General features: G+C 61.8%; 12 protein-coding genes and 1 tRNA gene. 5 read left to right on the top strand and 8 right to left on the bottom strand.

Translation table 11 applies throughout. The features are described 5' to 3' along the window. Positions 1-74 precede the first annotated feature (74 nt). Positions 75-151 (bottom strand) — tRNA-Val (locus AC3IYG_RS09245). A gap of 184 nt (positions 152-335) precedes the next feature. Here AC3IYG_RS09245 and AC3IYG_RS09240 point away from each other — a divergent pair. Further along, positions 336-1,619, top strand: coding sequence for an NAD(P)/FAD-dependent oxidoreductase (locus AC3IYG_RS09240; protein ID WP_489313475.1), 1,284 nt, complete (start codon positions 336-338; stop codon positions 1,617-1,619). Between the two features lie 25 nt (positions 1,620-1,644). Here the strand turns inward: AC3IYG_RS09240 and AC3IYG_RS09235 are convergent, their stop codons facing one another. Further along, the gene (locus AC3IYG_RS09235) at positions 1,645-2,424 is read right to left on the bottom strand and encodes a PA2778 family cysteine peptidase (protein ID WP_489313474.1); all 780 of its coding nucleotides are present in this window, start codon (positions 2,422-2,424) and stop codon (positions 1,645-1,647) included. Between the two features lie 159 nt (positions 2,425-2,583). Further along, the gene (locus tag AC3IYG_RS09230; RefSeq protein WP_489313473.1) at positions 2,584-3,627 is read right to left on the bottom strand and encodes an OmpA family protein; all 1,044 of its coding nucleotides are present in this window, start codon (positions 3,625-3,627) and stop codon (positions 2,584-2,586) included. A 372-nt stretch (positions 3,628-3,999) separates the two neighbouring features. Between AC3IYG_RS09230 and tauA the strand changes: the two genes are divergently transcribed. The 4 genes from tauA (at position 4,000) to tauD (ending at position 7,602) form a co-directional block, all read left to right on the top strand. Then, the gene (tauA, locus tag AC3IYG_RS09225) at positions 4,000-4,977 is read left to right on the top strand and encodes a taurine ABC transporter substrate-binding protein (RefSeq protein ID WP_489313472.1); all 978 of its coding nucleotides are present in this window, start codon (positions 4,000-4,002) and stop codon (positions 4,975-4,977) included. 113 nt (positions 4,978-5,090) lie between these two features. Further along, a complete protein-coding gene (gene tauB, locus AC3IYG_RS09220; protein ID WP_489313471.1) occupies positions 5,091-5,888 on the top strand; it encodes a taurine ABC transporter ATP-binding subunit in 798 nt (265 codons plus the stop codon). Next, the gene (tauC, locus tag AC3IYG_RS09215; RefSeq protein WP_489313470.1) at positions 5,885-6,715 is read left to right on the top strand and encodes a taurine ABC transporter permease TauC; all 831 of its coding nucleotides are present in this window, start codon (positions 5,885-5,887) and stop codon (positions 6,713-6,715) included. The genes tauB and tauC overlap by 4 nt, the downstream gene beginning before the upstream one ends. A 53-nt stretch (positions 6,716-6,768) precedes the next feature. Continuing rightward, positions 6,769-7,602 (top strand): taurine dioxygenase, encoded by an 834-nt coding sequence (gene tauD, locus AC3IYG_RS09210; protein WP_489313469.1) that lies wholly within the window; start codon positions 6,769-6,771, stop codon positions 7,600-7,602. A 155-nt stretch (positions 7,603-7,757) separates the two neighbouring features. Here tauD and AC3IYG_RS09205 read toward each other — a convergent pair whose 3' ends face one another. From AC3IYG_RS09205 to AC3IYG_RS09185, 5 genes are all read right to left on the bottom strand, one after another. Beyond that, positions 7,758-8,159: an ExbD/TolR family protein gene (locus tag AC3IYG_RS09205; RefSeq protein ID WP_489313468.1), complete on the bottom strand. Its 402-nt coding sequence runs from the start codon at positions 8,157-8,159 to the stop codon at positions 7,758-7,760. Next, a complete protein-coding gene (locus AC3IYG_RS09200; RefSeq protein ID WP_489313467.1) occupies positions 8,159-8,869 on the bottom strand; it encodes a MotA/TolQ/ExbB proton channel family protein in 711 nt (236 codons plus the stop codon). The genes AC3IYG_RS09205 and AC3IYG_RS09200 overlap by 1 nt, the downstream gene beginning before the upstream one ends. Before the next feature lie 79 nt (positions 8,870-8,948). Then, positions 8,949-9,743: an energy transducer TonB gene (locus tag AC3IYG_RS09195; protein WP_489313466.1), complete on the bottom strand. Its 795-nt coding sequence runs from the start codon at positions 9,741-9,743 to the stop codon at positions 8,949-8,951. A 373-nt stretch (positions 9,744-10,116) separates the two neighbouring features. After that, complete coding sequence (locus AC3IYG_RS09190; RefSeq protein ID WP_489313465.1) at positions 10,117-11,016, bottom strand: TauD/TfdA dioxygenase family protein; 900 nt, start codon at positions 11,014-11,016, stop codon at positions 10,117-10,119. A 74-nt stretch (positions 11,017-11,090) separates the two neighbouring features. Continuing rightward, entirely contained in the window at positions 11,091-11,996 is a 906-nt protein-coding gene (locus AC3IYG_RS09185; RefSeq protein ID WP_489313464.1) for a TauD/TfdA dioxygenase family protein, read from the bottom strand. Positions 11,997-11,998: the final 2 nt, after the last annotated feature.

Below are 11,998 nucleotides of genomic sequence, written 5' to 3'. Positions count from 1 at the left end.
GGGATGCTTTCAGAAAGCCGAAGCACTGACAAGCGCCCAATAAAAAAGGGTCGCCTAAGCGACCCTTTTTAATTTGGTAGGCACGATTGGACTCGAACCAACGACCCCCACCATGTCAAGGTGGTGCTCTAACCAACTGAGCTACGTGCCTGCAATGGACGCGCATTCTACGGACACGCCGAAAAGTGTCAATACTTTTTTCGCTAACTCTCTGAATAAACGTATTTTTTACCGTTCAGCCACGCGTTTAATATTTCGCACAGGGCACTAGCCGGGCATTTTCAACTCGGGTAGCATCGTCACACCCGTAAAAAATATAAAACAGAGGTTGCAAGATGGCACACACTCCTTATCCGCAGTCCTACTACGCCGCATCAGCCAACCCGGTGCCTGCACGCCCGGAACTGGCCGGAGAAGTGGAGACAGACGTCTGCGTCATAGGTGCCGGCTATACCGGGCTGTCTACTGCCCTGTTCCTTTTGGAAAATGGCTTTAAGGTCACCGTATTAGAAGCGGCGAAGGTCGGCTTTGGCGCTTCCGGGCGCAATGGCGGGCAGATCGTTAACAGCTACAGCCGCGACATCGACGTGATCGAGCGCACCGTCGGCCCGAAACAAGCACAACTGCTCGGGCAGATGGCGTTCGAAGGCGGCCGCATCATTCGCGAGCGCATCGCCAAGTACAACATTCAGTGCGACCTGAAAGACGGCGGCGTGTTTGCGGCCAACACGCACAAACACATGAAGCACCTCGAAGCGCAGAAAAAGCTCTGGGAGCGCTACGGCCATACCCAGCTCGAACTGATGGATGCCACGCGCATTCGTGAGGTGGTGGCGACCGACAACTATGTCGGCGGCATGTTGGACATGAGCGGCGGCCACATCCACCCGCTGAATCTGGCGCTGGGCGAAGCCGCTGCCGTCGAATCCCTGGGCGGCAGCATTTATGAGCAATCGCCGGCCATTCGTATCGAACGCGGCGCCAACCCGGTGATTCACACCCCACAAGGCCGGGTTAAAGCCAAGTTCGTGGTAGTCGCGGGCAACGCCTACCTCGGCAACCTGATTCCTGAACTGTCGGCCAAGTCGATGCCGTGCGGCACTCAGGTGCTGACCACCGAACCGCTGAGCGACGAGGTGGCCAAGAGCCTGCTGCCGCAGGACTATTGCGTCGAAGACTGCAACTACCTGCTCGACTACTACCGCCTGAGCGGTGACAAGCGCTTGATCTTCGGCGGCGGCGTGGTCTATGGCGCCCGCGACCCGGCGAATATCGAAGCGATCATCCGGCCGAAACTGATCAAGACGTTCCCGCAGTTGAAGGACGTGAAGATCGACTACGCCTGGACCGGCAACTTCCTGCTGACCCTCTCGCGCCTGCCTCAGGTCGGTCGCATTGGCGACAACATCTACTACTCGCAGGGCTGCAGCGGCCACGGCGTGACTTACACGCACCTGGCCGGCAAGGTGCTGGCGGAATCCCTGCGCGGCCAAGCCGAGCGTTTCGACGCGTTTGCCGACCTGCCGCACTACCCCTTCCCTGGCGGCCAACTGTTCCAGGTGCCGTTCAGCGCGTTGGGGGCCTGGTACTACAGCCTGCGTGACAAGCTCGGGGTTTGAGCCGCGAGCACAGAACAACGGCGCCCTAGGGCGCCGTTGTTGTTTGCGAGGTCGGCGACAAGTGCTCGGCAGCGCGATAGGCGTTACTCGCCGCGAGCTTCTGCCCGGCCTGCTCCAATGCTGACGCAGCTTCCAACCAGCGCTGCCGATCCACGTTCGCTGGCAATTGCGCCGGCGCCTGGACCAGCACGGCCCAGTGCCCGGCTGCGTCCCAGGCTGATTCGAAGTCATCGAAGTCCAGCGCCAGCCGTCGGTTCATCCCCGAGCGCAGCAACAGCGTCTGCTCCGCCCGGTCATAGCCGATCAGCACCGCATAGCGTGGCAAAGCGACCCAGCCAAAACCGTTATTGAAGCGCACCAAGACCGGGAAACCGGCCGCAACCTGGGCCAACAGCTCAGGTAACTGCGCATCGAGGGGGTAGACCAGCAGCCCGTGCTCATTCACCAGGCGCGGCATATTCTCCTGCAACCGGTCCTCGCGACCTGGCAGTTGCAGCTTCTTGGCGACCAGGCCAGGCGTAGTGACGACATTCTGTTGCGACAGCAGAATCGCCAGAGCCCCAGGTGCGCCCTCGTAGGCGGTTTGGGCAAAGAACGGTACGCCACTGAGCTCTACCCGCTCAGGCAGCCCTCGGACGGAGGGTGCCACGGGCGCATTCATGCAGCCAGCAAGCGGCAGCAACAGCACAACTGCCAGTAGCATGGCAGCAGGCGAACGAACAGGATTACGACGGAAGAAAGGCACGCTCGAGGCTCGCTTCGACAGCGCCAGGCGACAGACCCGCCCGGCAAGAACGACGATCATACTGTTAGTGCTCGGCGCAGGTACACAGATGCGCAGGCCCGTGGTAAACGGGCCTTGTATGCCTGACCCGGCACATCGAGAGTGTGTCAGCTGCAGCAGGCTTTTGCGGCGGCCAAGAAAAACCCGGCCGGAGCCGGGTTTTCTCTGCCGCCAAAGCCGTTACTTGGCTTGGGCTTCCACTTCGGCCTCCACGCGGCGGTTAACCGCGCGGCCAGCTTCGGTAGCGTTATCTGCAACCGGCTTGGACTCGCCGTAACCCACAGCGTTTACGCGCTCACTGCCAACACCGTACTGGTTGACCAGCACTTCACGAACGGCGTTTGCACGGCGCTCGGAGAGCTTCTGGTTGTAAGCGTCAGGACCGACGGAGTCAGTGTGACCTTCAACAGAGGTGGAAGTGGCCGGGTACTGGTTCATGAAGTCAGCCAGGTTCTTGATGTCACCGTAGCTTTCTTCTTTGACTTTCGACTTGTCGAAGTCGAACTTCACGTCCAGCTCAACGCGCACCACTTCGGCAACAACCGGGCAGCCATCGGCGTCAACGGTGACGTTGGCCGGGGTGTCCGGGCACTTGTCGACGTTGTCGCACACGCCATCGTTGTCGCTGTCGGCGCAGACTTCAGCCACAGGTGCCGCAACCGGCTCAGCCGGCTTGCCACCACCGAAGTTCACACCCACGCCAACGCCAGCAGCCCACTCGGAGTCGCCACGGTCGATGTTGTAGTTACCGTCTACCCCCGCCCTGGCGTAGAAGTTCTCGGTGAAGTAGTACTTCAGCCCGGTGCCAATGTTGGCCATCGTGGTGCGGTCACGGCCGCCACGGGCCGCTTGGCCGATGCTCTGATGAGCAAAGCCGGCGGAAACGTAAGGACGCAGGCCTACACCCGGAGTACCGAAGTTGTAGATGGCATCGAGGGACGCCAAGGCGCCTTTGATGTCCTTGCTGCTGCCAGCGTTATCCAGATCCGAGCGCAGGTCGTGGTATTCGCCATAGGACAAGGCCAGTTCCACATCATCGGTCAGGTAATAACCAACGGAGCCGCCCAGCAGGTTGCCATTGGTCAACTCACGCGTGCTGTCAGTGAAGTAGCGCTTACCGAAAGCCTCCAACTCAACCGCGCCTTGCCCCTGGGCCAGTGCGCCAAGCGAAAGCGTTCCAATCAAAGAGCCAACAGCTATGGCTAAGGAGCTTTTCAATTTCATCCGTAAGGTCCCCCATTTGGATAGCGTGCAGACAATCGACTAAAACACCGTAGTTGATAAATAGCGACGTCGCTAATTTGCACTATCGATTTTGCTGACATGGTCTATGGCCGCACGTAAAGACAGCAGTGCATCTAGCGTGCAGCACTTTTTTGCATTCTGTTTGCGAGCGGACGGGCACCCTTCGCCCGGTACCGCTCACGACCCTGGCGTCGGCGCTCATAAGCTAAGACCAAAATATTATTTATATTAAGCTTTTTAGATCGCTTAGTTTTGCAGCACCGGATCACCGGACACCTTGCCCCATTCATACCGTCCAGTGATCCGTGCCTTCTCAATAGCGGCGCGGAGCCCGTTTGAGGAGTTTCAAAGATGAAAGCGTTATTCCCGCTCCGCCTGCTGGCGGCACTGACCTTCGGCGCTTCGGCCTTGACCGCGCAGGCCGCCGATTTCACCGTGGCCTACCAGACCACCGTTGACCCGGCAAAAGTTGCCCAGGCCGATGGCGAGTACGAAAAAGCCAGTAAAGCCAAGATCGACTGGCGCAAATTCGACAGCGGTGCCGAAGTGATCACCGCCATTGCCTCCGGCGACGTACAGATCGGCTATGTCGGCTCCAGCCCATTGGCGGCTGCGGCCACGCGCCAACTGCCGGTGCAAACCTTTCTGATCGCCACCCAGATCGGCGCCGCTGAAGCGCTGGTAGCCCGCACGGGTTCCGGTATCGACACGCCGCAGGATCTGATCGGCAAAAAAATCGCCGTGCCCTTCGTCTCCACCGGCCACTACAGCCTGCTGGCAGCCCTCAAGCATTGGAACATCGACCCATCGAAGGTGCAGATTCTCAACCTTGCCCCGCCGGCCATCGTCGCCGCCTGGCAGCGTGGCGATATCGATGCCACTTACGTATGGGACCCAGCCCTGGGCAAAGCCAAAGAATCGGGCAAAGTGCTGATCACCTCCGGCGAATTAAGCAAGCTCGGCGCGCCAACCTTCGATGCCTGGATCGTGCGCAAGGACTTCGCCGCCAAGCACCCGGAAATCGTCAGCGCCTTCGCCAAAGTGACCCTCGACGCCTACGCCAGCTACCGCAAGGACCCGCAAGCCTGGCTGGCCAACCAGGACAACGTCGGCAAACTGGTGAAACTCTCCGGCGCCAAGGCCGAAGACATTCCACTGCTGCTGCAGGGCAATGTCTTCCCGTTGGCGGCTGACCAAGTCATTTCCCTCGGCGCGCCGACGACCCAGGCCATCACCGATACCGCCGTGTTTCTCAAGGAGCAAGGCAAGGTCGATAGCGTGCTGCCGGACTACACCCCTTATGTCAGCGCGCAGTTCGTAAAAAACTGAAGGCCTAAAAAACCAAACCCGAGCAAGCCGATGGCCGCAGGCGAAACCCGCACCATGCCGGGTTTCGCCTTGTCCGCTACGAATACTGCGCCACCTCGAAGGAGCTCGCCGTCATGGCCTTGTTACAACTGGAGCGCATCAGCGCACAGTACCCCGGCACGGCTGCGCCGGTGCTGGCGGATATTTCCCTGACCCTGGGCCCGGAACAATTGCTGGTCGCCCTCGGCCCTTCCGGCAGCGGTAAAACCACGCTGCTCAATCTGATTGCCGGGTTCGTCGCCCCCAGCGCCGGACGCATCAGCCTGGATGGTGTAGCTGTTAACGGCCCGGGTGCCGAACGCGGCGTGGTGTTTCAGGACGATGCCCTGCTGCCTTGGCAGAACGTCCTGAGCAACGTCGCCTTCGGCCTGGAGCTGGCCGGCATGGCGCGTCCGCAACGGCAAGCCCGTGCCCGCGAAATGCTCGCGCTGGTCGACCTCGCCGGTTTCGAGACACGACAGATCTGGCAACTTTCCGGCGGCCAGAAGCAACGTGTCGGCCTGGCCCGGGCGCTGGCGGCCGATCCACGGGTGCTGCTGATGGATGAACCGTTCGGCGCCCTGGATGCCTTCACCCGCGAGCAGATGCAGGAGTTGCTGCTGCAAGTCTGGCAGTGCACGGCCAAACCGGTCTTGCTGATCACCCACGACATCGAAGAAGCCGTGTTCCTCGCCACCGACCTGGTGTTGTTGGCGCCCAACCCCGGGCAGATCGTCGAACACCTGACACTGGACTTCGGTCAGCGCTATGCCGCCGGCGAGTCGGCACGGGCGATCAAGTCCGACCCCCTGTTCATCGAAACCCGCGAGCACGTATTGGCCCGGGTGTTCTCCCAACGTAGCGCCGCAACGCGACTGGAGCGCGACCTATGAGCAGCTTCGACCTGCCGCTCGTGAAAGCCGCGCAGCCGCAAACCATGGCGCGGCGCCGCAAACTGAGCACCCGCCTGATCAGCACCTTGACCCTGGCCAGCCTGCTCAGCCTCTGGTGGGCCGTTACCGCCGCCGGTTTGATCGAACCGTTGTTCCTGCCGCCACCTTCAGCGGTGCTGCAAAAGGCTTGGCTGCTGGTTACCAGCGGCTATATGGAGTCGACCCTGTGGCAACACCTCGGTGCCAGCCTCGGCCGTATCGGCCTGGCGCTGTTGATCGCGGTCCTGAGCGCCATTCCGGTCGGCATCGCCATCGGCCGCAACCGTATTGCCCGTGGCGTGCTCGATCCGCTGATCGAGTTCTACCGGCCGATTCCGCCACTGGCCTATTTGCCGCTGATCGTCATCTGGTGCGGCATCGGTGAGCTGTCCAAGGTGCTGCTGATTTACCTGGCGATCTTCGCCCCGATTGCCATCGCCACCGCCACCGGTGTGCGCACGGTCGACCCGACCAGGCTGCGTGCGGCGCAATCGCTGGGCGCCAGCCGCGCACAGCTGATCCGTCATGTAATCCTGCCCAGCGCCCTGCCGGACATTCTCACCGGCGTGCGCATCGGCCTGGGGGTCGGTTGGTCGACACTGGTCGCCGCCGAGCTGATCGCCGCCACCAGTGGCCTGGGCTTCATGGTGCAGTCGGCCGCGCAGTTTCTGGTCACCGATGTGGTGATCCTCGGCATCCTGGTCATCGCCTTCATCGCCTTCGCCCTGGAAATGGGCCTGCGGGCACTGCAGCGCCGACTGGTGCCCTGGCACGGGCAAAGCCATTAAGACCTCACCCTGCTTGCCGGGCATCGCCCGGCATCCTCTTCGAGAGACACCCCATGTCCCTGCACATCACCCCGCTGAGCCCTGCTCTCGGCGCCCTGGTCGGCGGCATCGACCTGCGCCAGCCGCTGGAACCCGGCGCGCACCGCGCCATCGAACAAGCCCTGCTCGACCATCAGGTGTTGTTCTTCCGCGCGCAGCCACTGACCCCTCAGCAGCAGGCGCGCTTTGCCGCCTGCTTTGGCCAACTGCACGTCCATCCGATCTACCCGAATATTGCCGAACAGCCAGAGGTTCTGGTGCTGGATACCGCGGTCACCGACGTGCGCGACAATGCCATCTGGCACACCGATGTGACCTTCCTCGAAGCCCCGGCGCTGGGCGCGGTGCTGGCCGCCAAACAATTGCCGGCGGCCGGTGGCGACACCCTCTGGGCCAGCGGCATTGCCGCTTATGCCGCGCTGTCCAAACCCCTGCAACACATGCTCGAAGGGCTGACGGCGACCCACGACTTCACCCAATCCTTCCCACGGGAGCGCTTCGGCAACAGCGCCGCAGACCTCGCCCGCTGGGAGGAGACCTGCCGCAAGAACCCGCCGCTGGCACATCCGGTGGTTCGTACCCATCCGGTCAGCGGGCGCAAGTCGCTGTTCGTCAACGAAGGCTTCACCACCCGGATCAACCAACTCGAACCGACGGAAAGCCGAGCCCTGCTGCGGTTGCTTTTCGCCCATGCCACCCGCCCGGAGTTCTTCATTCGCTGGCGCTGGCAGGAAAACGACGTGGCATTCTGGGATAACCGCGTGACCCAGCATTACGCCGTCGACGACTACCGCCCGCACCGCCGCGTGATGCACCGCGCGACCATCCTCGGTGATAAGCCGTTCTAGGCCCTCGATAGATTCCGAACGCCGGACGGACTGCTCGCTTCGCTTCTGAGTCGCCACTGCCGTAACCATCACCCGCCGTACCCTGGCGTGACACTCGCGCATAAAAAAGGCCGTCCTTCCCCTGCCGGATAAAAGGACAGCCGAAAACTTGAGGTTCAGCGGGCGGTGATTACCGACAGCTTGGTGATGCCCGCACGCTCGATGGAGGCCATGGCTTTGGCGACCTGGCCATAGTCGACCTGCTCATCGGCTTGCAGTTGCACGCGCAATTCCTGATCTTTGGCTTTGGCCGCCTCGAGGTTGCCTTGCAGCAACTCGGGCTGGATCTCGTCCTTGTTCAGGAACACCTTGCCCGCGCCGTCGATGCTGACGACCAGCGGATCTTTCTGCTCGAGCGGTGCGACCGCTTCGGTCTTGGGCAGGTTGATCGGAATGGCGTTGGTCAGCAGCGGTGCGGTGACGATAAACACCACCAACAGCACCAGCATCACATCCACCAGCGGCGTTACGTTGATCTCGCTGAGTACTTCGTCGCTGTCTTGCGTAGAGAAGGCCATCAGGACGCCTCCTGCACTTTCTGCGCGGTCGCGGTCGGCTTCACGCTGGGCAGTTGGATCAGCTTGAAGGCGCTCTTCTGCGCCAGGCTGTAGAAGTCATGGGCGAAGTCATCGAGGTCCGCTGAGTTGAGTTTCAGGCGGCGCAGAAAATAGTTGTAAACCAGCACCGCCGGCACCGCGACGGCGATGCCGACACCGGTGGCGACCAGGGCCGCGCCAATCGGCCCGGCGACCGTTTCCAGGCTGGCGGAACCGGCCAGGCTGATGCCTTTTAGCGCTTCCATAATGCCCCACACCGTACCGAACAGACCGATAAAGGGCGAAGTGCTGCCAATCGAAGCGAGCACCGCAAGGCCGGATTCCAGGGAGCGCCGCTCGCGCTGGATCTGCTGCCGCAGGGCGCGCTCCAGGCGGTCCTGGTGATTGATCGCCTGGCTCAGATCCTGCGCCTGCTCCTGCACCTGAATCGCACCGAAACCGGCCTGGGCGACGCGTGACACCGCGCCGGGTTGGGCGTTGACCAATTCCGCCGCACCGTCGAGGCTGGAGGCGCCCCAGAAGAGTTTCTGGAACCTGCGATCCTGACGCTTGAGGCGACCGAACTGCAGGCCTTTGAACAGGGCCAGGCCCCAGGTCGCAACGGAAAACACCACCAGCAGCCAGATGACCGCGTGCTCGATGGATTCAAGGGGGGATGCCAGTAGGTTCATGCTCGGTTCTCTCTCTCTATCTATGTTGGCAATTCGTTGAAGCGAATGTGTGTGTGTGCAAAGGTTCGGTCGATCAGGTTCAGTTCAACTTGAAGCCCACCGGTACGCTGACCCAGCCGTCCTGGGCCACATCGCCGCGCTTGGCCGGGACGAAGGTCCAGCGCTTGACGGCCTGTATCGCGGCCTTATCGAGCAACTCGCGACCGCTGGAGGTCTGCACCTGGATCGCGCTCGGGCTGCCGTTGGCCAGCACATGCACCCGCAGCAACACCGTGCCCTCCCAACCGCGCCGCTGCGCCAGGGACGGGTATTCCGGCGCCGGATTGCGCAGGTAACCGGCACTCGCGGAAGGCGGCGTAACCGGCGCTGGAGCGGGCGCAACCGGAGCGGCGGGCGGTGCCACTGGCTTGGGCGCTTCGGACGGCGCTTCGACCGGTTTCGCGACAGGTTTAGGCACCGGCTTGGGTGGCAGCGGCTTGGGTTTTGGTTTGGGTAACGGTTTCGGCGGTGGTGGTTTCACCGCCAACTCATCGACCACCGGTTCGGGAATCGGTTCCGGCGCTGGCGGCTCGACCACCGGCGGGGCCGGCCGGGTCAGCTCGATCTCCATCGGCGGGATTTCCACTGGCACTTGTGGCAACGGCGGCGTCGCCTGCTGGCTCAGCCAGTGGATCAACGCCCCGTGCAAGACCACGGCAAAAAGGCCCAGCAGCACGCTTTCACGCCGGCTCAACGCAGGCAGCGGTTTGACATGGTGCTGACGGCTCTGCGCGAGCGGCTCGCGCCGTGGGCGGCCGAGGTCGACCAAGTCCGCGCGTGGTGCCTCGCGCCAGCGCACCTCGTGTGCAGTGGCTATGGTCTGGACATTGCCCATTTACAAACTCCTCGGAATTACGTGTCTTGCACCCTCCGCGGCTCAATATGCCCGCCCGACGAAAGCGCGATTACAGCTGAGCCAGCAGGCGAAAAGGCCGGTATAGAGCGACTGTGCGCCGTTGCAACAATGATTGATGAACGCCTTTATCTCTAAAAGTAATTTTTATTTATTTTTTAATAACTTAATTGAATATTAAAATATAACCATATGATAAATATCAGTTTTTTATTTAAAGACACTGAACAGCATGGAAAAAATGCTTTTAAGGCATGAGCACGGCGCATGGCTTTGCAGGAGTGACACACGCTCAATAAAAAAACCCCGTCGAGCACAGCTGACGGGGTTCTGCCTTGGCGCCGCAACGTGCCGATCAGAAAGGGCGGCTACCGGCCAGACTGATGCGTTTGAGGTTGCGCCGCTCCTGCGGATCGAAGGCCGTACGCGCATGCAGGGTGGCCTGGTTATCCCAGTAGACGATGTCGCCCACCGACCACTTATGCGTGTAGTAAAACTGCGGATTGGCCAGGTGCTCGCGCAGTCGGCCGATCAACGCCTGCCCCTGTTCCGGGTCATAGCCGGGGATTTCCACTTCGGTATGCACACTGAGAAACAGCAAGCGCTTGCCGCTCTCGGGATGGGTGCGCACCAATGGATGTTCACTGCCCTGAATCGGCTCGATATCCGGCGTGCGGTAGGTGACGAAGCCACCGCCATAGCCACCGCTCTTCAGCCGGATGAAGGGGTTGTAGTTGATCAGGCGCAGCCCGTCGATCTCGCGCCGGGTCGCCTCATCCAGCGTTTCATAGGCCAGCGCCAGATTGGTCCAACTGGTCTCCCCGCCTTTGCTCGGCACTTCCAGGGCGTACAGCAGCGAGCCGGCCGAAGGGGTCGGTGTCCACTGGTGATCGCTATGGGCTGGCAGGGCGAAATTGCCCAGCTCGCCGTCACCGGTGTTGGCCACTTTGACGATCTGCGGCGCCTTGCCATCGGCGCCCGAGGACAGCACCGGAATGTCCGCCGGCGGCTGGAACACCGAACCGAAATAGGTGGCAAAGTCGAGGAATTGTCGGTCCCCCAGTTGCTGGTCCTTGAAGATCAGAATGTGGTGGTCGCGCAACGCCTGCTTGAGCGCCAGCACCTGTGCGGCATCCAGAGGTTGGCGCGCATCCAGGCCACGGACCTCGGCGCCGAGTGCGGCCTGCAGCGGGGTGATGGTGAATGCGAGTGGCGCTTGCGGGGCATGCCGCAGCGCGGTGGCGGTTTGGCTCATGGTTATGTCCTCAGGATGAAAACCACAGCGCGCATCCCTCTCCCAGGATAAGGAGAGGGAAAGCTGCGCACGGTTCAGGCGTTCTTGGTGGTTTGGCTGCGCTTGCCGTCGACGCTGACCGGCACATCGCCGCCAAGGGTCACGCGCCGCACGATGCGCGACTGCGTGCCGTAGTCATCGACCGCGTAATGCTGGGTCGCACGGTTATCCCAGATGGCCACATCGCCGACCTGCCAGCGCCAGCGCACGGTGTTCTCCAGGCGCGTCACATGGCTTTGCAGCAGGTTGAACAGGTGCGCGGAGTCAGCCTGCGAATAGCCCTTGATGCGCTTGACGAAGTGCCCCAGCAACAACGTGCGTTCACCGCTGACCGGGTGCACGCGCACCACCGGATGCTCGGTTTCATAAACGGTGGAAGTGAAAACCTTGCGGTAGTTCTCCAGGTGCTCGACCGAGGCGCCCGGCTTCACGGCGGCGTAATCGTATTCGTTGCTGTGCACTGCCCAGAGCTTGTCGGCCAGCTCGCGCAACTCCTGCGGCAGATCGCTATAGGCCGTCGCGGTGTTCGCCCAGGTCGTATCGCCACCCGCCTCTGGCACTGTCAATGCACGCAGGATCGAGGCTTTGGGGTAGGCATCGACGAAGGTCACATCGGTGTGCCAGGAGCTGGCCCGCGCGCCTTTGGCCGAGTCCAGTTCGAGCAGGTAGTGGGTGCCGTCGACCACCGGCACGGTCGGATGCGCGATGGGTTCGCCGAGCAACTTGGCGAACTGCTCCTGGCCCAGGTCATCGAGGTGCGTCTGCTCCCGGAAGAAGATCACCTTGTGTTCCCCCAGCGCCTGCTGGATGGCGGCGACGGTGTCGGCGTCCAGTTCGGCGGAGAGTTTAACCCCGCGAATTTCTGCGCCAATGCGCCCGGCTACGCGGCGGATGTCGAATTTTACGACTGATTCTTTTACGGCTAATGCGGTATTGCTCATGT

This window comes from Pseudomonas sp. KH_027, assembly GCF_057838565.1.
This window is presented reverse-complemented; position numbering and strand designations above follow the sequence as displayed.